The organism is Archangium sp. (assembly GCF_036277355.1).
Taxonomy (GTDB): domain Bacteria; phylum Myxococcota; class Myxococcia; order Myxococcales; family Myxococcaceae; genus Archangium.
Genome location: NZ_DASUNC010000182.1, coordinates 1 through 20094, shown reverse-complemented (window position 1 = coordinate 20094; position 20094 = coordinate 1). Strand labels below are relative to the sequence as shown.

The 20094-nt window shown below is 68.7% G+C and carries 15 protein-coding genes; 10 read left to right on the top strand and 5 right to left on the bottom strand.

All coding sequences use genetic code 11. The annotated features are described in order from the left end of the window. The first annotated feature begins 12 nt into the window (after positions 1 to 12). Positions 13 to 1002, top strand: coding sequence for an FAD binding domain-containing protein (locus VFZ09_RS45345; RefSeq protein WP_329734075.1), 990 nt, complete (start codon positions 13 to 15; stop codon positions 1000 to 1002). 8 nt (positions 1003 to 1010) lie between these two features. Further along, on the top strand, positions 1011 to 1253 hold the full coding sequence (locus VFZ09_RS45340) for a hypothetical protein (protein ID WP_329734074.1): 243 nt from the start codon (positions 1011 to 1013) through the stop codon (positions 1251 to 1253). 30 nt (positions 1254 to 1283) lie between these two features. Here the strand turns inward: VFZ09_RS45340 and VFZ09_RS45335 are convergent, their stop codons facing one another. Genes VFZ09_RS45335 through VFZ09_RS45325 form a run of 3 tightly spaced genes read right to left on the bottom strand, consistent with a single transcriptional unit; the run spans position 1284 to position 4771 of the window. Next, positions 1284 to 2006 carry an RNA pseudouridine synthase gene (locus VFZ09_RS45335; protein WP_329734073.1) on the bottom strand — a complete coding sequence of 241 codons (723 nt, stop codon included), beginning with the start codon at positions 2004 to 2006 and terminating at the stop codon, positions 1284 to 1286. Further along, the gene (locus VFZ09_RS45330) at positions 2003 to 3415 is read right to left on the bottom strand and encodes a pitrilysin family protein (RefSeq protein ID WP_329734072.1); all 1413 of its coding nucleotides are present in this window, start codon (positions 3413 to 3415) and stop codon (positions 2003 to 2005) included. The genes VFZ09_RS45335 and VFZ09_RS45330 overlap by 4 nt, the downstream gene beginning before the upstream one ends. Continuing rightward, on the bottom strand, positions 3416 to 4771 hold the full coding sequence (locus VFZ09_RS45325; protein ID WP_329734071.1) for a pitrilysin family protein: 1356 nt from the start codon (positions 4769 to 4771) through the stop codon (positions 3416 to 3418). A 218-nt stretch (positions 4772 to 4989) separates the two neighbouring features. Between VFZ09_RS45325 and VFZ09_RS45320 the strand changes: the two genes are divergently transcribed. Next, on the top strand, positions 4990 to 6114 hold the full coding sequence (locus VFZ09_RS45320; RefSeq protein WP_329734070.1) for an AAA family ATPase: 1125 nt from the start codon (positions 4990 to 4992) through the stop codon (positions 6112 to 6114). 10 nt (positions 6115 to 6124) lie between these two features. Beyond that, a complete protein-coding gene (locus VFZ09_RS45315; protein WP_329734069.1) occupies positions 6125 to 6724 on the top strand; it encodes a hypothetical protein in 600 nt (199 codons plus the stop codon). 4 nt (positions 6725 to 6728) lie between these two features. On the opposite strand, the gene VFZ09_RS45310 is transcribed toward VFZ09_RS45315, so the two are convergent. Next, positions 6729 to 7340, bottom strand: coding sequence for a hypothetical protein (locus VFZ09_RS45310; RefSeq protein WP_329734068.1), 612 nt, complete (start codon positions 7338 to 7340; stop codon positions 6729 to 6731). A 344-nt stretch (positions 7341 to 7684) separates the two neighbouring features. Here VFZ09_RS45310 and VFZ09_RS45305 point away from each other — a divergent pair, with 344 nt between their 5' ends. From VFZ09_RS45305 to VFZ09_RS45295, 3 genes are all read left to right on the top strand, one after another. Then, positions 7685 to 8902 carry a cytochrome P450 gene (locus VFZ09_RS45305; RefSeq protein ID WP_329734067.1) on the top strand — a complete coding sequence of 406 codons (1218 nt, stop codon included), beginning with the start codon at positions 7685 to 7687 and terminating at the stop codon, positions 8900 to 8902. 77 nt (positions 8903 to 8979) lie between these two features. Further along, positions 8980 to 10227 carry a cytochrome P450 gene (locus VFZ09_RS45300; protein ID WP_329734066.1) on the top strand — a complete coding sequence of 416 codons (1248 nt, stop codon included), beginning with the start codon at positions 8980 to 8982 and terminating at the stop codon, positions 10225 to 10227. A 16-nt stretch (positions 10228 to 10243) separates the two neighbouring features. Further along, positions 10244 to 12403, top strand: a complete 2160-nt coding sequence (locus VFZ09_RS45295) for a fused MFS/spermidine synthase (protein ID WP_329734065.1) — start codon at positions 10244 to 10246, stop codon at positions 12401 to 12403. A gap of 88 nt (positions 12404 to 12491) precedes the next feature. On the opposite strand, the gene VFZ09_RS45290 is transcribed toward VFZ09_RS45295, so the two are convergent. Then, complete coding sequence (locus VFZ09_RS45290) at positions 12492 to 14258, bottom strand: ATP-binding protein (RefSeq protein ID WP_329734064.1); 1767 nt, start codon at positions 14256 to 14258, stop codon at positions 12492 to 12494. 313 nt (positions 14259 to 14571) lie between these two features. Here VFZ09_RS45290 and VFZ09_RS45285 point away from each other — a divergent pair, with 313 nt between their 5' ends. The 3 genes from VFZ09_RS45285 to VFZ09_RS45275 all read left to right on the top strand — a co-directional run bounded on the left by VFZ09_RS45285 (position 14572) and on the right by VFZ09_RS45275 (position 19917). After that, entirely contained in the window at positions 14572 to 16221 is a 1650-nt protein-coding gene (locus tag VFZ09_RS45285; protein ID WP_329734063.1) for an ATP-binding protein, read from the top strand. A gap of 135 nt (positions 16222 to 16356) precedes the next feature. Beyond that, complete coding sequence (locus VFZ09_RS45280) at positions 16357 to 17394, top strand: FYVE zinc finger domain-containing protein (protein WP_329734062.1); 1038 nt, start codon at positions 16357 to 16359, stop codon at positions 17392 to 17394. A gap of 75 nt (positions 17395 to 17469) precedes the next feature. After that, positions 17470 to 19917: an LPS-assembly protein LptD gene (locus tag VFZ09_RS45275; RefSeq protein WP_329734061.1), complete on the top strand. Its 2448-nt coding sequence runs from the start codon at positions 17470 to 17472 to the stop codon at positions 19915 to 19917. Positions 19918 to 20094 lie beyond the last annotated feature (177 nt).

Genomic DNA, 20094 nt, shown 5'->3' with positions numbered 1-20094 from the left:
ATCGGAGGATGCATGCAGAGCTTCGAGTGGGTGGATGCTGAATCCGTGGAACACGCCGTGTCGCTGCTGGGGGAAGGCAGCGAGCGCCAGCGCGTGGTCGCCAAGGCCGGCGGGATGGATCTGCTGGACTTGATGAAGAACGGCGTGATGGCGCCCCGGCGGGTGGTCAACATCAAGACCATCAAGGGACTGGACGGGGTGCGCTTCGACGCGAAGCAGGGCCTGGAGTTGGGCGCCCTGGTGACCCTGGCCCGGGTGTCGCGGGAGCCCGAGGTGCGCAAGCGCTTCGTGGCGCTCGCGGACGCGGCGGAACATGCCGCGACACCCCAGGTCCGCAACGCCGCCACCATGGGAGGGAACCTGCTCCAGCGGCCCCGCTGCTGGTACTTCCGGTACGACCATTTCCACCAGGCCGGTGGCGATGACGTCGAGCGGGTGCGCGAGGGGGAGAACCAGTACCACGCCATCTTCGACAACCAGCGCACGGTGATGGTGCATGCCTCCACCCCGGCCACGGCGCTGGTGGCGTACGGGGCCTCGGTGGAGCTGACCGGTCCCGGGGGCAAGACGCGGGTGGTGCCCGTGTCCGAGTTCCTGCTGCCTCCGGACATGAAGCGCTCGACGGACACGGTCATCGCGCCCAACGAGCTGTTGACGCGCGTGCGCATCCCGCCCCCGGCTGCGGGAACGAAGTCGGCGTACCACAAGCAGGGCGAGCGGGAGAGCTACGACTGGCCCCTCTGCGACGTCGCGGTGGTGCTGCGGATGGATGGACGGGTCGTCCGGCAGGCGGCGATCGCCATGGGCTGGGTGGCGCCCACGCCCCGGCGCGCGGCGGAAGCGGAGAAGCTCCTCGTGGGGAAGACGCTCAACGAGGAGCTCGCGCGGCAGGTGGCGAAGGCGGCCGTGAATGGCGCGACGCCCCTGTCGAAGAACGCCTACAAGGTGCCGGTCCTCGAGGCGGTGGTGCGGAGAACGGTGCTCGCCGCGGCGGCGGCCTGAGGGAGCGCATGGACTCGAGCCACGGACAGAAACCGCCGTGCGTCTGCCGGCGGATGCGCTCGAAGGGAACGCCGGGCGTCCGGTACGACTCGGCGGTGGCTTGGGAGACGGGCTACGTCTCGACCGCGACGTTCTGGTGCGTCGCGACGGGCGAGAGCGTCGGGCCCGATGACAACCAGGTGCACCCGCACGTCTGTGGAGAGGCCCGCCTCTGCTTCCGGGCCCCCACCGATAAGGCGGGGTTTCCCTGAGAGCGCACCGCGCGAGTTCCGGCACGACCCTCACCCCAACCCTCTCCCAGAGGGAGAGGGGGCTTTGCGCAGCAGCTCCACGGTCCTCGCCATGTCCTCGGGCAGCGGGGACTCCAGCGCCCTCGCCTCCACTCCTGGCAGTGCCGGCCACTCCAGTCTCGCCGCGTGTAACGGCGTGCGCGCCAGCACGACCTCCTCCCCTTCCCCTCCCACGTCCTTCGCCTTCAGCGGCTCGTCCCGCCCGTACTGGTGATCCACCAGCAGCGGGTGCCCCTCCGACAACAGGTGCACGCGGATTTGATGTGTCCGCCCCGTCATCGGCTCGGCTTCCACCAGCGAGGCCGCCGTGAACACCTCCACCGGCCTCACCCGAGTCCTCGAGGGCTTCCCCTCCTCGCCCGGCCTCGCCACCCGCATCCGCCCCTTGCGCGCCGGCACCAGCGCCGCGTCCACCACCCGCGGCGCCTCCACCCTCCCCTCCACCAATGCCAGGTAACGCTTGCGCACCTTCCCGGACTCGAACGCCATCGACAGCGTCCGGTGCACCCCGGGCTCCAGCGCGAACACCATCACCCCCGAGGTGTCCCGATCCAACCGGTGCACCACGTACACCTTCCGCTTCAGCTGCTCCTCCAGCACCTCGCGCAGCGACGGGCCTCCGCCCTCACCACGCCCGGGGATGACCAGCATCCCCGCGGGCTTGTCCACCGCGAGCAGCCCCGCGCCCTCGAAGAGAACGCGGACCCCGCTCACTCGTAATCCGAGGCCGGTACCACCGTCACCGGCCCCAGCCCCGTCAGCTGCTTCTTCACTTCCGACGCCTTGCCCACCAGCACGATCAGCGGCGGCTGCGAGAACAGGTACTTCCCCGCCACCTCCAGCGTCTGCTTCGGCTTCACCTCCATCAGCCGCTCCCGGAACTTCTCCACCCAGTCGTCCCCGAGCCCGTGCACCCGGATGTCGCTGATCACCGACGCCACCGACTCGTTCGTCTCCGTCCGCAGCGGGTACAGCCCCGCCAGGTAGCGCTGCGCCTTCTTCAGCTCCGCCGGGGTGATGCCCTTCGCGCGCACCTTCGCCACCTCGGCGAGCGTGACGTCGATCATCTCCCGCGTCTTGTCCGTCTGGGTGAACGTGGAGATGCCGAACACGCCTCCCGCGTTCATCATCTCGAAGTAGCTGTGGATGCCGTACGTCAGGCCGCGCTCCACGCGTATCTCGTTCACCAGCCGCGAGGTGAACCCGCCTCCCAGCACGTTGTTCATCGCCGCCGCCGGGAAGTAGTCCGCATGTCCCACCCGGAAGCCCGGCCCGCCGATGCGCACCTGCGTCTGCGTCTGCTCCGGCTTGTCCACCAGGATGATCCGGCCCGACGTCTTCATGTCGGCCGGCGGCAGCTCCACCGGCGCCTCCGGTCCGCCCTCCCAGCCCGCGAAGGCCTTCTCCGCCTCCCGTGCCACCACGTCCGGGCTCACCGCTCCCACCACCGACAGCAGCGCCACCCGAGGGCCCATCCGCTCGCGGTGGAAGCGCACCAGGTCTTCCCGCGTGAAGGTGCGCACGTGCGCCTTGCTGCCCCCCACGTCGTGCCCGTACGGGTGGTCTCCCCACAGCGCCCGGACGAAGGCCCGGTCCGCCACCACCGACGGATCGTCCAGATCGTTCACGAAGCCCGCCAGCGCCCGCTCGCGCGCCAGCTCCACCTCGCGCTCCGGGAAGGAGGGCTCGCGCACCAGCTGCCCCAGCACCGACAGCATCTCCGGGAAGTGCTCCGCGGGCGTCGCGACGAAGAGCGACAGCACGTCCTCGCTGCTCCCCACCGAGAAGCTCGCGCCCACGAACTCGATCGTCTCGTCGAGCTCGTCCGCGCTCATCTTCGCCGTGCCCCGGCGCAGCAGCCGCGCGGTGAAGTCCGACAGGCCGTGCTTGTCCGCCGGATCCACCGAGCTGCCCGCGCGGAGAACCAGCCGCACCGCCACCAGCGGCAGCACGCCGCGCTGGGCGGCCAGCACCTTCAGCCCACTGGACGTGGTGCTCTCGTGCAGCGCGGGCAGCTTCACGGCGGCTGGCGCGGACTCCTCCTTGCGCACCACCTTCTTCACGGCCTTCACGGCCTTCGCCGCCGCCTTCTTCACCGTCTTCTTCGTGGCTCGGGTGGCCATCTACTCGGCGTCCTTTCCGTCAGCGGCTCCGTCCGCGGCTTCGTCCGTGGTTTTGTCCGGGGTGGGGATGAGCGTCACCACCGAGCGGCGCTCGGGCGAGAAGTACTTCGCCGCCACCGCCTTCACCCGCTCGTTCGTGGCGGCCGCGTACACCGAGGGCAGCGTCAGCCCGTCCCTCCACGAGCCCAGCAGCACCTCGTAGTGGCCCATGGCGTGCGCCCGCCCGCTGTTCGTCGCCAGCTCCCGCAGGTGATCCGCCCGCAGGTTGTTCTTCGCCTTCTGCAGCTCGCGCTCCGTCAGGCCCTCGGTGGCCACGCGCGCCAGCTCGGCGTACAGGGCCTCCTCCACCTTGCGCGGATCCGAGTCCTGCTTGAGCTCCAGGTAGACGATGATGGCACCCGGGTCCACCCGCCAGCCCCAGTCCACCATCACCGACACGGCCAGCTGCGTCTCGTAGACGAGCTTCTTCACCAGCCGGCTGCCCTCGCCCTTCGTCAGCGCGTACTGGATGATGTCCAGCACGAGCGTGTCCTCGTCCCGCGCCGCCGGGCCGTGCCAGGCGAGCATGAGGGCCGGGGACTGGGCGGGGTGGCGCACCTCGGCGCGGCGCTCGCCCTTCTGCACGGGCTCGGCGTTGAGCACGGGCACGGGCGAGGGGCCCTTGGGGATGTCCCCGTAGTAGCGGCGCACCAGCGCCAGCGTCTTCTTCGGGTCGATGTCCCCGCAGATGTAGAGCACCGCGTTGTTGGGCGCGTAGTACGTGCGGAAGTAGTCCTCGCAGTCCTTGCGGGTGATGTTCGCGATGTCCTTCTCCCACCCGATGACCGGCCAGCGGTACGCGTGGGCCTTCCAGATGAGCGTACCCAGCTCCTCGTCCATGGTGCCGGTGATGTCGTTGTCCACGCGGACGCGGCGCTCCTCCATCACCACCTGGCGCTCGCTCTCCAGGGCGTCGTCGTCGATGCGCAGCGAGCGCATCCGGTCCGACTCCAGGTCCAACACCGTCTCCAGCGCGTCCGAGGCGAAGTCCTCGTAGTACACGGTCATGTCCGTGGACGTGTACGCGTTGGAGCGGCCGCCGTTCGACTCGAGCACCTGGTCGAACTTCTTGGGCCCGTACTTCTTGGCCCCGTTGAACATCATGTGCTCGAACAGGTGGCTGATGCCGGTGATGCCAGGGCGCTCGTTGCGGCTGCCCACCTGGAAGAAGGTGTAGAGGCTCACCACGGGCGTGTCGTGGTTGGCCAGGAGACGGACGCGGAGGCCGTTGGGCAGCGTGGCCTCCTGGACGTCGAAGAGGGATTGCAGGACGGGATCCGCCTTGCGCACGGCGGAGTTCGCGGGTGCCTTCGGCATAGGTGGCCCACCGTATACACGGCTTCTCTCGGGGGGAAGCACGGCTTTTGGCCCCCGAGTGTCCGGCACTCACAACCCCGGGTGTCCGGCACCCGGTGGAAGCCGGGGTCCACCGGCTGGCCGGTCCCCGTCACCTGCCTCTTGCGAACCTCTGGAGTCGGGTCATCGACCCGACTCGAATGTGGCCGGGTCCGTGGCCCCGGGTTACGCTGGGCTCCATGATCCAGTCGATCTCGCTCCAGAACTTCAAGAGCTTCGGCGAGCTTCAAACCATCCCGCTCGAGCCCATCACCGTGCTCGTGGGACCGAACAACTCGGGCAAGTCGAACTTCATGAGCGTGGGGCGGTTAATCTCAAACAGCACCGTTGCGGATCTGCCTGAAGCTCTTCGCCAAGAGGGGGGCGCGGAGTTCCTCCTCCACCGTCCGCCTTTTCAAGGGGCTAGCTGCACGATTGGCTGGAGCACGCTCGATGGAAGTTATTCCATGAGGTTTGATTCCACCCCTTTGGGGTGGCGTATTCGTGACGAAGACCTCAAGAGCGAGGATGTAGAGAAGAGCTTCTTTCGGCAAAGCGCAGTGGCGAACCTCGGCGACGAGACCGTACGCACGGGTCTCAACCCCCAATCATTGATGATTCGCCAATGGGCCAGCTCCGGGGGATTACCCATAGGATTGCTAAATGGGTTCCTTGAGATCTGGCGCAGCCTGGCATCTGCCAGAATGATCAAGCTCTCGCTGTCCTCGCTTCGAGCAGATTCCGAGGTGATTCCGCAGCCCGTGCTTGGCCCTGATGGTCGCGGGCTCGCCGCCGTCCTGGGACTCTGGCGAGGGGCCATGCCGGAGAAGGCAGTGGCATTGGAGCAGTTCCTGGCCCGATGCCTTCCAGAAATCCGGAATGTCTTCGTGCGCCCGGCCCCGACCCCTGGCCACCAGCGCTTGTGGTTCAACCAGAAGGACGGGCAGCAGTTCGACTCGGAGCACGTCTCCGACGGCGTGCTCGCATTCACCGCCCTCGCCATGCACGCAATCAGCGCCGAGGAAGGACAGCTCTTCTTCATCGAAGAGCCGGAACAGTCCATCCATCCCAAGCGCCTCCGGGAACTCGTGGACCTGCTCAAGGACATCGTCCGGGAGCGGAAGTGCCAGTTCGTCATCGCCACTCACTCGACCGTCCTCCTCAACGCCTTCCGCGATGAGCCCGAGGCCATCCTCCTCTTCCGCCGCTCGGAGACTGGAACCCGGGTGAAGCGCCTGTCCGACGTCCCGGAACTCCTCGAGTTGCTCCAGCAGACGCCGCCAGGAGATCTGCTCGAAACGGGCGCGTTCAGCGCCGCATTCTGAGGACCACGCCGTGCTCACGGTCGCGATTGCCAGCGAGTTCCACGCCTATGACGGCGAGCTCTACCGCTGCCTGCTCGAGCGGATACTCGACACCCCGGTACAGGCGTGGAAGAGCGAGATCGAGTTCAACGGGTGCAAGCACGTCCGCAAGCAGGCCGGGCTTTATCTCGAAAGGGCCGCACAGGAGGGTGTCCGGCACGCACTCATCGCCATCGACAATGATGGGGGGAGCCGCAAGGGACTTCCCCACCACCCGAGCCATCAGGTCGCCGAGCATGTCGCGGATCCAGACGGATGCCGCGTGTGCTGGCTGCTCGATACGATTCCCCAGGGGTGGCGGGATCCTGGCTACCGCTCGTGCGTGGTCGTCCCGATCCAGACGCTGGAAACCTGGCTCCTCATCATCAAGGCGCATCCGTTCACCGAGCCATCCCCCGAGCAGCGCTATGCCCGCAGCGTGCTCAAGAAGGACTTCTTCGGCAAACCCCTGCCATCCAGCCGGGAGCAGCAGCGCCTCGCGCTCGAGGCCCTCATGCAACCGGACGCCCTCTCCCGGCTTTCCCTCCGGCCCAGCTTCCAGTGGTTCATGAACCAGGTACTCGCCTGGTGAGCCCCTATCCCGGGAAGCTCTCTTCCTGGGTCTCGGTTGTGAGGTGCCGGCTCATCCACTGAGCAAGCGCTCCGTCCAAGATCCGGCTCGTCGCGGCTTCGTCATACCGGAGTGAACGCCCCAGCGCCCGGGCCAGCTCCACCAGTACGTCCTCGATACGCTGCATGGCTCGCTGCTTTGCCCTGCCCTCCTGTGCCGCATACTGCGGAGTCCGCAGCTTCTGCACCAAGGAGGAAGCACGCGAAGGGCCGAGCGTTCGCACATATTGGACGAGCAGCGCATCGAAGGTGCTCGCGTCCAGCTCATCCCGGAGCGGAGCGAAGCGCTGGTGGAGAAGCAGCTCGAACCGGCGCATCTCCTGTTCCTCGTCCGCCAGCCTCGCCCCCGCATCGAGGGACCAGTTCGTGAAGGCGTCCGAGTGCGGGATGCGCATCTCGGAGAGTTGCCGGTGGAGCGAGAGGATGAGCACGTACTCAGGACCCCGCTCGGAGTCCGCCAGCTGGATGCGGACGACCTCGCTTCCTGCACGCAATCGCTCCTTGAGCAGGCGAACATAGGGGTCGTCCACGGCACCGACCACGGCATCGTGGATCAGTGAGGTCCAATCGTGAGCCATGGCGCAAGGCTGCTGCCTGCCGTGGAGCGAGTCAACCCAACATCCGAACAGATGCCCTCGGCGTCTCGGCCCCCGAGTGTCCGGCATTCACAAAGGCGAAGGTCCGGCACCCGGTGTATGCCCGCCGCCCCTCACCTCACGGGTAGCCGTCAGCGTCATGGTACCGGGATGGCCGACCACCCTGGAGTCGCCTGCCAGACAGGCCGTACAGGATACCTCTTAGGAAGTGTGACGGGCAGAGCAATCCAATCCGGCGGCGGAACGGCCTGTCGAGGCGGCGGCGGAGACTCATGGTCCTCCATCACCCGGGCAGCCCAGGCTGCCCCTCTCCACCGGAGCGCCCGATGCAGGCCCCCTCCCTCCCGCCGATGGCCGAGCTGCTCTCCAACCCCCATCCCTTCTTCGCCGCCCTGCGCGAGGCCACTCCGGTCCAGAAGGTGGAGGCCTTCATGGGCGCCTACGTCGTCACGCGCCATGCGCACATCGGCGCCATCCTCAAGAACACCACCGTGTTCTCCTCCCGCGTCATGGGCTTCGAGCAGGTCATGCCCCCCGAGCTCGGCGAGGAGGTGCTCCGCTACTTCCGCGTCGAGCACAACCTCATCTCCTCGGATCCGCCCGAGCACACGCGCCTGCGCACCCTCGTCAGCCGCGCCTTCACGCCCCGCCGCGTGGCCGGGCTCGAGCCCCACCTCCGGGAGATCACCCGCGGGCTGCTCGACGCCATGCTCGCCCGCGAGGAGTTCGAGCTGATGGCGGACCTGGCCGCGCCCCTGCCCGTCACCGTCATCGCCGAGCTGCTCGGCATCGAGCCCGAGCACCGCCAGGACTTCAAGCGCTGGTCCGATGCCATCATCCAGGCCGCCTCCTTCACCATCCGGGACAAGAGCCAGCTGGGTCACAGCATCCGCGAGCTCCAGGCCTACCTGGAGGCCGCCATCGAGCGCCGCCGCCGCGAGCCCCGCGATGATCTCATCGGCGCCCTCGTCGAGGCGAGCGAGGCCGAGGGCGGCTTCCTCTCCACCCTGGAGCTCATCGACTTCGTCCGGCTGTTGCTCATCGCCGGCAACGAGACCACCACCAACCTCATCGGCAACGGCATGGTGGCCCTGCTGCAACACCCCTCCGAGTGGGAGCGGTTGGTGGCGGACCCCTCGCTCCTCCCCAACGCCATCGAGGAGATGCTGCGCTACGAGGGGCCCGCCCAGAGCGTCCTGCGGGTGACCACCCAGGACACGGAGGTCGCCGGCCACCCCATCCCGAAGGGCTCGCGCATCATGCTCCTGCTCTCGGCCGCCAACCGGGACCCGCGCCGGTTCCCCGAGCCGGACCGCTTCGACATCACCCGGGATGCCCATGGGCACCTCGCCTTCGGCCACGGCGTCCACTTCTGCCTGGGCGCTCCGCTGGCGCGGCTCGAGGCGAAGGTGGCCTTCGAGGAGCTGCTGCGCCGGGTGCGCCGCGTCTCGTTCGCTCCCGGCCAGGAGGACCCCATCGCCTGGAGCGAGACCTTCATCGTCCGGGGCCCCCTGAGTCTCCGGCTGCGTGCCGAACGCCGCTAGCCCGCCGGCCCTCCAGACAGGAGAGCACGCGCCCCTCCGGCACGGCATACTCCAGGCACCTTCTGTCTGGAGCATCGATGTCATCCCTCGCCCCCCAGTTCTCCCCCGAGGTCACCCTCGATCCGTACCCGTTCTACGCCTCGCTGCGAGAAGCCGGCCCGGTCCAGTTCGTCCCGTCCCTGATGCGGGGCTGCTACGTCCTCACCCATCACGAGGACATCGCCACGGTCCTCAAGAATCCGGCCCTGTTCTCCTCGAAGCTGATGGGCCCCGGCGCGATGATGCCCAAGGAGCTCGGCGAGGACGTGCTCCGCCACTTCATGTCGGAGAACAACCTCCTCACGTCCGCTCCGCCCCTGCACACGCGCCTGCGCAACCTGGTGAGCCGTGCCTTCACCATGCGCCGCGTGGCCGAGCTCGAGCCGCGCATCCGGGAGCTCTCCGGCGAGATGCTCGATGCCATGCTCGCCCGGGAGGAGTTCGAGCTGATCCGCGAGCTGGCCGCGCCGCTGCCCGTCGTGGTCATCGCCGAGATGCTCGGCGTCGAGCCCGAGCGCCGCCTGGACTTCAAGCGCTGGTCGGACGACGTCCTGCTCACCATCTCCCCGCAGAGGGCGCCCGGAGAGCTCACCCGGCTGAGGGACAGCCTCCTGGAGTTCCACGCGTACCTGGAGGCCGTCGTCGAGCAGCGCCGCCGCGAGCCGCGCAACGATCTCATCAGCGCGCTCATCGAGGCGAGCGAGGCCGAGGGCGGCTTCCTCTCCACCCTGGACATCATGGCCTTCACCCGGTTGCTGCTCGTCGCCGGCAACGAGACCACCACCAACCTGATCGGCAATGGCATGGTGGCCCTGCTGCGTCACCCGTCCGAGTGGGAGCGGCTGGCGGCGGATGGCTCGCTCATCCCCAACGCCGTCGAGGAGATGCTGCGCTACGACAGTCCGGCACAGTCCCTCGTCCGGGTGGTGACGGAGGACACGGAGCTCGCCGGCCAGGCCATTCCCAAGGGCTCGCGCGTCCTGCTGCTGCTGGCGGCGGCCAACCGGGATCCCCGCAGGTTCCCCGAGCCGGATCGGTTCGACGTCACGCGGGAGGCGGCCCAGGGCCATATCTCCTTCGGCCACGGCATCCACTTCTGCCTGGGCGCTCCGCTGGCGCGGCTCGAGGCGAAGGTGGTGTTCGAGGAGCTCTTCCGCCGGGTGCGCCGCGTGTCGTTCGCGCCGGGCCAGGAGGGCACCATCCCCTGGAACCAGGCCTTCCTCATCCGCGGCCCCAAGAGCCTCCGGCTGAAGGCCGAACGGCACCAGCCCGCCCGGGCCGCCTGAGCCTCGCGCCCCCGTCATGGCCCGCTACGCCTTCACGCTCTTCCTCAGTGCCTTCCTGCTGTTCGGTGTCCAGCCGTTGGCGGGCCGGTACGCGCTGCCCTGGTTCGGCGGCACGGCCGCCGTGTGGACGGCGTGCATGCTGTTCTTCCAGGGCGCGCTCCTCGCGGGCTACGCCTACGCGCACGCGAGCGCCACGCGACTCCCTCCGCGCCGGCAGGTGCGGTTGCACCTGGGCCTGCTCGTGCTCGCTGTGGGAGCGCTCGGGGTGCGCGCGGTGCTGATGGGCTCTCCGGTGGCCCCCGGGCCCGAGTGGCGCTCCACCGGCACCGAGGCGCTGCTCACCGGCCGGCTGCTGGCGATGCTGGCCGTCTCGCTCGGGCTCCCCTTCTTCGTGCTGTCCACCACCGCGCCCCTGCTGCAGACCTGGTTCAGCCGCGCGCGGCCGGGGGTCTCGCCCTACCGGCTCTACGCCCTGTCCAACGCCGGCTCGCTGCTCGCGCTGCTGGGCTACCCCTTCCTCATCGAGCCCGCTCTGTCCCGCTCGGCACAGGGACAGGCGTGGGGCGTGGGTTTCCTGATCTTCACGGCCGGGTGCGCCTCCTGCGCGTGGGACGTGTGGAAGCGGGCGGAGGCCGCTGCTCCCGGGCAGGCCTCGGAGCAGTCCTCGGGCGACATGGGTGCACCCGAGGACTCGCAGCGGCTGGGGCCGTGGCACTCGGTGGCGTGGCTCGGGCTGAGCGCCTGCGCGTCGGTGCTGCTGCTGGCCACGACGAATCAGCTCTCGCGGGACGTGGCGGCCGGGCCCTTCCTGTGGGTACTGCCCCTGGGGCTGTATCTCCTCACCTTCATCCTCACCTTCGAGCGCGAGGCGTTCTACCGCCGCTCGGTGTGGGTGCCCCTGCTCATCGTGTCGGTGGGCGGCGTGCTGCGCGCCTTCTTCGAGGGGCCTCACTGGCCGCTGTCCTTCCAGCTCCTCGCGTACGGCGGCGCGCTGCTGGCCGGCTGCATGGTGTGCCACGGTGAGCTGTACCGCCTGCGTCCGGCCCCTCGTCACCTGAGCGCCTTCTTCCTCCAGGTGTCCGCGGGCGGCGTGCTCGGCGGGGTGTTCGTGGGCCTGGTGGCGCCGCACGTCTTCCACACGTACAGCGAGTACCCGCTGGCGCTCGCCGCGAGCTGTATCGTGGCGCTGGTGCCCCTGCTGTCGCCCTCACCCGGCGAGGGGGTGCTGGGGCGGCTGGGGCGGCTGGCCCGGGTGTTCCTGCTCGCCTCGGCGGTGATGGGGCTGGGCGTGTCGCTGCTGGACATCCGGCGCGAGGTGCGCGTCACCGTGCGCAACTTCTTCGGCGTGGTGCAGGTGCTGGAGCTCGGCGTGGGAGACCCGGAGCGGCATCTGTTCGCGCTCAAGCACGGCACCACCACCCACGGATTCCAGCTCATCGAGCCCTCGCGCCGGAGCAGACCCACGGCCTACTTCACGGCGGACAGTGGACTGGGGCTGGCCATCGCCGAGCAACGGCGGCTGCACGAGGCGGCGGGATCACCGGCTCTGCGTATCGGGGTGCTGGGACTGGGCGTGGGCACGAGCGCCTCGCTCGCCCGGGCCGGTGACTCGGTGCGCTTCTATGAGATCAACCCGGCCGTCATCTCGCTGGCCCAGGGCGAGGGCGGCTACTTCAGCTACCTGCGCGACACGCCCGCACGGGTGGAGGTGGTGCGGGGCGATGCTCGTATCTCCCTGGAGCAGGAGTTGGAGCGCGGCGAGGCTCGGGGGTTCGATGTGCTCGCGCTGGATGTCTTCAGCTCGGACGCCATCCCCATGCACCTGCTCACGCGCGAGGCCGTGGCGCTCTATCGGGCGCACCTGGCACCCGGAGGCGTGCTGGCGCTGCACATCAGCAGCTCGCACCTGGATCTGCTGCCCGTCACGCTCGCGCATGCCCGGGACTCCGGCATGCACGCGACGCTCGTCATCAACAAGAGCCAGGGGGACAGGCTGCGCAGTACGTGGGTGATTCTCGCGCCGGATGCGGGCTTCTCGCAGGGGCCTACATTCACTGGCACGGCCGCCCGCGTGTACCGCCTGGAGGTGAAGGACGGGCCACCGCCGATCCTCTGGACGGATGAGCACCACAGCGTGCTGCCCGTGCTCCGGCGCGAACCTCGCGAGGGGGAGTGACCCATACTCCCTCTCCCCTCGGGAGAGGGGAAATTGACGCGGCGAGGGGAAATTGACGCGGCGAGGGGAAATGGACACGGCCAAGGGCTCAGGACTCGAGTACCGGCGGCTGGCCCACCGGCAGGAACACCTGGAACGTGGTCCCCTTCCCCGGCTCGCTCTTCACCGCGATGCGCCCGCCCAGCTCGGTGATGATGCCGTGGCAGATGGACAGCCCCAGCCCCGTCCCCACTCCCACCGGCTTCGTGGTGAAGAAGGCATGGAACAGCTTCCCCAGGTTCTCCTCCGGAATCCCAACCCCCGTGTCCCTCACCGCCACCACCACGTGCTCCTCCTCGTACCTCGTGGAGACGTGGATCTCGTTCCCCCGGCTGTCCCCGTGCGGAATCGCCTGCGCCGCGTTGATGAGCAGGTTGAGGAACAGCTGTCCCAGCCGTGACTCGTTGGCGTGCACCGGTGGCACTCCGCCGTAGTCCTTCACCAGCCGAGCCCGGTGCCGGATCTCGCTCCACGCCATGTTCCCGCACAAGTCCAGCACCGACTGGATGTCCACCGGCCCCCGCCGCTCGTCGCTGCCCCGCGAGAACGTCTTCAGGTCCTTCACGATGTCCACCACGCGCTGGCTGCCGGACAGCGCCTCCTTCAGCGCCTCCCGCACCTCCTGCCCCCGCTCCCCCGCGAGCCCCTCGCCCGAGCCGGCCATCGCCGACAACTCGTCCTCCATGAAGCGCAGGTTGCTCAGCATGTACGACAGCGGGTTGTTGATCTCATGCGCCACGCCCGCGGCCAGCGTCCCCAGCGACGCCATCCGCTCGGTGGCCAGCAGCTTCTCCTGCACCTGCCGGCGCTCGGTGATGTCGCGCGCGATGGACACCGTGGCCAGCTGCCCGTCGAACAGCAGCGGCAGTGTCACCACCTCTCCCAACACCCGCCGGCCCTCGCGATGCCGGAAGAGCACCTCGTGGGGCGCGCTGACCGGGGACGGCTCGATGAGCCCGGCCTCGCACCCCGGCTGCACCAGCTCCGCGATGGGCCGCCCCCGCAGCGACTTCCCGCAGGCATGGCCCAGCAGGCACGCCGCCGCCGGATTGGCGAACACCACCACCCCCTCCCGATGGATGAGGATCGCCTCCGGGCTCCGCTCGATGAGCGTCCGGAAGCTCTCCGCCGAGCGCCGCTGCTCCTCCTCCGCCTGGCGCCTCCGCCGCTCGCTGCGCACCCCCTGGAGGATGGCGCAGCACGTGGCCAGCAACGGCTGCAGGAAGTCGATGACCCCCTCGTCGTAGCCCCCCGGACGGTTGGCGATCCCCACCATCCCCACCAGCTCCGTCGCCGAGTGGAACGGCAGCCCCAGGAAGCCGCGCAGCGGCGGATGGCCCTCGGGCAGCCCTCCCCGGCGCGAGTCCACCGCCGGAGCGTTGGACACCACCGGCTCGCCGCTCGTCATCACCGCCCCGAAGAGCGTCTGGAGGTTGGTGAACTCCATGCCCCGGGGCGCCTGCCGGGCGAAGAACTCCCGCAGCTCCTCCGTCCACGCGATGTTCGTGATGGCGTGGGTGCGCAGGTAGGGCTTGCCCTCCGGCGTGTGCAGCACCTCGCCGATGAAGCCGTACTCGCTGCCCGTCAGCTTCAACAGCACCGACAGCAGCTTGTCGAAGAGCTGCGGCACCTCGCGCCCCTGGATGAACTCCGTCTGCACCTCCGTGAGCGCCTGCAACAGCAGATGGCTGGCTCGCAGCTCACTCGCCGGGTCCCCCTTCCCGGCACTCCAGGGGTGGTTGGGCCACTCCATCCGTCCGCTCACCTGATCCCGCTCTTCCCGGTTTCCATGAATCTGATAGCGGACCTCCTGCATCGGGCAATCCCCCTCCCTCCCTATTGGCGATTGGGGGACATTCTGGATCTCACCAACTAAAACCTTGGTTGCGAATCAACTGCTGGTGGAGCGCGCTCGCGGCAACGACTACGCCAGCACCGTGCAGGCCGGGCTGCTCATCCTGCGCAACCCGCACCTGCTCGACTGAGCGCGCGTCCGGGCGGGGGGCCGCGGAGGAGCGACCGGTGTTGATACTCCGGGCTCAAAGAGATGCACGGCGGGTACCGGAAAACGTGAGGCACTCTTCCGGGCTCCGCGTCTCGTCCTAGAATGGAGCCCGTTGAGCCCCCTCATGGACAGCGTGCCCTCCTCCCTCATGCCAGACACCTCCCGCGGTCAGGCGTCCGATACCGTCGACGAATTGCTGCGCCACTTCCAGGCCACCTTCGAGCAGGCCGCCGTGGGCCTCGCGCACGTGGGCACGAATGGCCGGTGGATGCGCGTCAACTCGCGGCTGTGCGACATCGTCGGCTACCCGTACCACGAGCTGATGGAGCTGTCCTTCCAGGACATCACCCACCCGGATGACCTGGCCGCGGATCTCCAGCAGCTCCAGCAGGTGATCGCTGGAGAGCTCTCCACCTACTCGATGGAGAAGCGCTACTTCCGCAAGTCCGGGGAGACCATCTGGGTCAACCTCACGGTGTCCCTGGTGCGCAAGCCGGATGGCACCCCGGACTACTTCATCGCCGTCATCGAGGACATCAACCGGCGGCACCGCGCCGAGCAGGAGCGGGATGCGCTGCTCGCGCGAGAGCACCAGGCCCGCACGGAGGCCGAGGAGCAGGTGCGCCGCCACTCCGCCGAGCTGGATCTGACGCGCAACGCGCTCATCCAGGCCGAGCGGCTGGCCACGGCGGGCCAGCTCGCGGCGGGCGTGGGGCACGAGATCAACAACCCACTCTCCTACGTGCTGGCCAACGTGACGTTCGCGCTGGAGGAGCTGGCGGAGCGGGAGCTGGACGAGGCGATGAAGGAGGTGCAGGACGCGCTGCAACAGGCCCGCAAGGGCGCCGAGCGCATCCGGGGGATCGTCCGGGATCTGCGCACGTTCGCCAGCAGCAAGTTCGACTCGCTGGGGACGGTGGACGTGCGGGAGGCGTTGGAGTTCGCCGTGTCCATGGCGGAGCACCAGCTGCGCCTGCGCGCCCAGCTGCTGCGCGACTACACGCCGGTGCCCGCCGTGGTGGGCAACGAGTCGCGCCTGGGCCAGGTGTTCCTCAACCTGCTGCTCAACGCCACGCAGGCGCTCCCCGAGGGGGCGGTGTCGAGCAACCAGGTGACGCTCACCATCCGGCCCCACCAGGAGTCGTGGGTGGCCATCGAGGTGCGCGACACGGGGTGTGGCATTCCCGCGGAGAACCTTCCCCGCCTCTTCGAGCCGTTCTTCACCACGAAGCCCATTGGCGAGGGCACGGGGCTGGGGCTCTCGGTGTGCCATGGGATCGTCACGAGCATGGGAGGCCAGCTCCAGGTGGAGAGCACGCCGGGCCGGGGGAGCACGTTCCGCGTGCTGCTGCCGGTGGCGGGCAAGGCGGTGACCCCCGAGGCCTCCGGTGAGGTGCGCGTGCGGCGCCCCGGGGATCCGGAGGCCCGCCGCGTGCTGGTGATCGACGACGAGCCCGAGGTCATCGAGGCGCTCGTGCGGACCATCGGTCCGTCGCACACCGTGGAGCGGGCCGGCAGCGGCAGGCGCGCGCTGGAGCTGCTGGCGCAGGACGCGGGCTATGACGTCATCTTCTGCGATCTCATGATGCCGGAGCTCACGGGCATGGATCTGCACGAGGTGATCACCTCGAAGTACCCGGAGCTGCTCGAGCGCATGGTCTTCATGACGGCGGGCGGTTTCACTCCACGTGCCATCGCGTTCGTGGATCAGCACGGCCCGAGGTGCATCGAGAAGCCCTTCAGCCCGGAGACCGTGCGCGCCTGCCTGCGGTAGGCCAGCGCCGCTCGCGCCGCTCCAAAGGCGGAATCGCGGGGTCTTTCCGCTATCGGGTTACAGAACGCCTCGTGAAGTGGCATAGAGTCGGCGGGAGTGAGGAACCCGTCGCACGCCGAGGTGTAGACCATGGCCATGCAGGTCATCCTTTGGAATCCGCCCAACGCGGACGTCCTCAAGTTGTCCCTCAAGAACAAGCTCGAGCTGCTCTCCCATGCGGTGACGCAGCTCAATCACGTCAGGGACGGCTCGGAGCTGTGTGCGCTCGTGGGGCCGGACTACCTGTTCTTCCATGACGTGCCGTACGGCGTGGATGACTTCAATGCATACCACGTCAAGGTTCAAGCCATCGCGGATCAGCTCCCGCAGAAGGTCCTCTTCGTCGCCGGCTCGATGCAGTGGGTGGACCCGACGTCGAAGAAGCTCTTCGTGAGCGCCCTCATCGCGTCCAGGGGCCAGGTGCTCCGCTATGACAAGAAGCACAAGGCGGGGATCACCGAGGATGTGAAGGGCTACGAGTTCGAAGCAGGTACGGCGAGCGGCCGTTTCCAATGGCAGGGCTTCCGGTGTGGTCTCGAGATCTGCCAGGATCATGAGAAGGAGGTGCTCAAGAAGAGCGGCCCCTTGGACGTGCACATCCTGATCTCCTATGGCCAGTGTGGCCGGGCGCGCAATCTGGCTCTCGATCCAAACAAGAGAGGGGTCTTCATCCAGTGCGAGCTGGAGACCACCCAGTATTACGCGGACAAGAAAATGGGCTCCAATCCAGAGAGCTATGTCTCGCTTTGTTCCTACGAGAGACATCGGATGCTGGGGTTGGTTCCCAACGAGAGCAAGCAGGCGCTGACGGACTGTGCTTCCACCAAGGCCCTCATCAAGTTCAAGCAGTGTGCCGTCGAAATGCCAGTGCCCACCAAGAAGGGAGCGCCACCGCTCCGGCTGAAGCGCCCGGTCTGGCAGCCGGACAGCGAGGTGTCCCGCTGTACGAAGTGCATGACGTCGTTTGGCGTGTTCACGCGCAAGCACCACTGCCGTCAATGCGGAAGAATCTTCTGCTCCAGTTGTTCGAGCAAGACGATGATCGTCGTGAAGCCCGCGACGAAACCCGGTGAACAGGACGTGGAGCAGAGTGCCGAGGCCGTGCGGGTCTGCGACAGCTGTGCGAATGGGTGAGCCGCGCCCGGCCGCGCCCGAGCCCGCGATAGTCCATTGCCGAAGGACCGGCGTTGGTCTTGAGTGCGCGGTCCCATGGTTGGCCTGATCCTCACCCTCGCCCTCACCACCGCCTCCGGGCAGCTCCCGGTGCCCGCCTCGCCCGGGGAGCTCCTGGGAGAGACGGTGGAGCTCCAGGGCGACCTGCGCGTGGAGACCGAACCCGGGGTCGTCATCGTCGCCCGGAAGAACGCGGTGCTGCGCTCGGGGACGTCGGTCATCCGCGCCGATGAGATCTCCTACAACCACACCACGCAGGTGGCCGAGGCCCGCGGCAACGTGCTGCTGGTGATGCGCGGCCTGGCCGGCTTCGCCGAGCACCTCACCCTGGACCGCCGGACGCGCACCCTGACGGCCGAGAACGCCAACGGCGAGGGCGCCGCCTTCGTCCAGAAGGAGAACGTGAGCCCGGAGGAGCTCGCCGCCCAGGAGACCGCCGAGCAACTGGCCAAGGTGGGCAAGAACGCCTTCTCCTTCACCACCCGGGGCCTGCGCATCGAGGAGGATGGCACGTACGTGCTGGAGCAGTCGTCCTTCACGCCCTGTGACTGCGACGTGCTCACGCCCACCTGGCGCATCTCCACGAGCGGCGCGACGGTGAAGCCCGACGAGAGCGCCACCCTCACCCTGCCCGCGGTGCGCGTGTACGGCGTGCCCGTGCTCCTGCTGCCATGGGTCTACCTGCCCCTGGCCCAGCGCGCGAGCGGCCTGCTGCTGCCCGAGATCACGGGCTCGGGGCTGAGCGGATTCCAGCTGGACGAGCCGCTCTTCCTCACGCTCGGGCGGAGCTACGATCTCACGCTCTCGCCGGGGTACGCGTTCGGCACCGAGCCCGCGGATCCCACCCGGGGCTCGCTCGGCGTGAAGGGTCCGCGCCTGTCCACCGAGCTCCGGTACGTGCCCCTCGCCGACCCCGACGGCAATCCCGCGATGGAGGGGCGGCTGTGGATGCAGCTGCTCTACGACCTGAAGCCCGAGCGGGATCCCCTCAACTACAACGTGCTCGCGCCCGGCGCGCCACGGCGGGGACTGCGCGGCTGGGGCCTGCTGGAGCACCGGCAGAAGCTCGGCAATGACTTCTTCGCGCGGGCGGACGTGAAGCTCTTCTCGGACGGCTTCCTCTTCGCGGACACCACCAACAACTCCGGATTCGCCCGCTCGTACTATGACGTCCCCTCCACGGCCACGGTGTACCACCGGGGCGCGGACGACTACGCGGGGCTCGCCCTCGCCTACCGCCAGGACATCCGCTGGGGCTATCCCCTCTTCGGCGACGCCCCGCGCCCGCCCGTCTTCCAGGAGCTGCCCACGCTGCGGTACGCGCTGCCCACGGTACCGCTGTTCGGTCCGCTCACCGGCGGCGTGGAGGTGGAGCTGTCCCGGCTCTCGCCGATCGACGGGCTGCTCGGGGACGAGGGCACGGACGGCACCTACTGGCCGCTCCTGGCGGACGCGGATGGCACCCAGGGCAACGGCCGTTTCGATCCGGGCGAGCGTCAGGCCCGCACCCGGCTGGACGTGATGCCACGGGTGAACGCCACCTTCGACCTGGGTGGCGTGCTGCGGCTCACCCCGTACCTGGCGGTGCGCGAGAGCCTCTACCTCTACGAAGCGACCCGGGAGACGAACCACCGGGCATACGGGATGGTGGGCGCGTACATGGACACGGAGCTGTCGCGGGTGTTCGGAGAGGGAGCCAACGCGATCCGCCACAGCATCCTGCCCTCGGTGGAGGTGCGCGCGGTGCCGCATGTCTTCGGCCAGGGCTCGCCGCAGATCTACGACGAGGTGGACGCCGCCGTGCCCGGGAATGGGTTCTTCCAGGCCCAGGTGGCGCTGCGCCAGAAGCTGCTCGCCCGCGTCGGGACCCACGGCACCCGCGAGCTGGGACGGTTCGACGTGGTGCAGGGCGTGGACTTCCTCGAGCGGCGGATGGGCGAGACGTCCGGGCGCATCCTGGCGGTGCTGGGGCCGGTGTCGGCGGAGGCCCGGGGCCGGCTGGATCTCTTCACCCCCGAGACGGAAGAGCGGCTGACCCAGCTGTCGGCGAGGATCGGTTGGACCATCCATCCCAGGCTGAGCGTGAACGCCGGGTACGAGCGGGCCCTGGCGAGCTCGGAGCAGGTGCGCCGGCCCATCGACATGCTGCTGCCCCCGCCCCTCGCTCCGCGGGAGCCGATCCCGGGTGCGGCGGTGTCCTGCTCGAGCGCGGCCGCGTTCGCCAACAAGCCCATCGACCGCGTGCTGCTGGGCGCCGACACACGCCTGCCGTTCGGCTTGAACGTGGGCTACGCGGCCGAGGTGCAGCGGAAGGATCCCGCGCGCTGCGATGTGGCCGAGCTGTTCTCCCAGACGCTGAGCGTCTCGTTCAGCCCCTCGTGCGACTGCTGGCGGCTCAACTCCTGGGCGCGAGTGGGACCCGGGACGAACTTCGACTGGGGCCTGAGCGTGACGGTGCTGAACCTGGGCACCTTCGGGCGCTGAGCCCGGAAGTCACGAGGGAGCCCTCCGGGCGCGATGTTCACGAACTTGGTCGGGTAGACCGGGGAGTTACCTCCCCGGCCCCCCACGGATCCGGACGTGCGGAATTCCCGCATCCGGCTCTTCGGCTCATGGACTCACTGCGAGCGGAAGCCCATCTCGCACCCTGCGCTGGACGAG

Bases quoted from the DNA above. Each gene is read 5' to 3' on its own strand.
- VFZ09_RS45300 (WP_329734066.1), top strand. From the start codon at position 8,980: ATGTCATCCCTCGCCCCCCAGTTCTCCCCCGAGGTCACCCTCGATCCG.
- VFZ09_RS45330 (WP_329734072.1), bottom strand. From the start codon at position 3,415: ATGGCCACCCGAGCCACGAAGAAGACGGTGAAGAAGGCGGCGGCGAAG.
- VFZ09_RS45325 (WP_329734071.1), bottom strand. From the start codon at position 4,771: ATGCCGAAGGCACCCGCGAACTCCGCCGTGCGCAAGGCGGATCCCGTC.
- VFZ09_RS45290 (WP_329734064.1), bottom strand. From the start codon at position 14,258: ATGCAGGAGGTCCGCTATCAGATTCATGGAAACCGGGAAGAGCGGGAT.
- VFZ09_RS45295 (WP_329734065.1), top strand. From the start codon at position 10,244: ATGGCCCGCTACGCCTTCACGCTCTTCCTCAGTGCCTTCCTGCTGTTC.
- VFZ09_RS45285 (WP_329734063.1), top strand. From the start codon at position 14,572: ATGGACAGCGTGCCCTCCTCCCTCATGCCAGACACCTCCCGCGGTCAG.
- VFZ09_RS45340 (WP_329734074.1), top strand. From the start codon at position 1,011: ATGGACTCGAGCCACGGACAGAAACCGCCGTGCGTCTGCCGGCGGATG.
- VFZ09_RS45310 (WP_329734068.1), bottom strand. From the start codon at position 7,340: ATGGCTCACGATTGGACCTCACTGATCCACGATGCCGTGGTCGGTGCC.
- VFZ09_RS45275 (WP_329734061.1), top strand. From the start codon at position 17,470: ATGGTTGGCCTGATCCTCACCCTCGCCCTCACCACCGCCTCCGGGCAG.
- VFZ09_RS45320 (WP_329734070.1), top strand. From the start codon at position 4,990: ATGATCCAGTCGATCTCGCTCCAGAACTTCAAGAGCTTCGGCGAGCTT.
- VFZ09_RS45280 (WP_329734062.1), top strand. From the start codon at position 16,357: ATGCAGGTCATCCTTTGGAATCCGCCCAACGCGGACGTCCTCAAGTTG.
- VFZ09_RS45305 (WP_329734067.1), top strand. From the start codon at position 7,685: ATGCAGGCCCCCTCCCTCCCGCCGATGGCCGAGCTGCTCTCCAACCCC.
- VFZ09_RS45345 (WP_329734075.1), top strand. From the start codon at position 13: ATGCAGAGCTTCGAGTGGGTGGATGCTGAATCCGTGGAACACGCCGTG.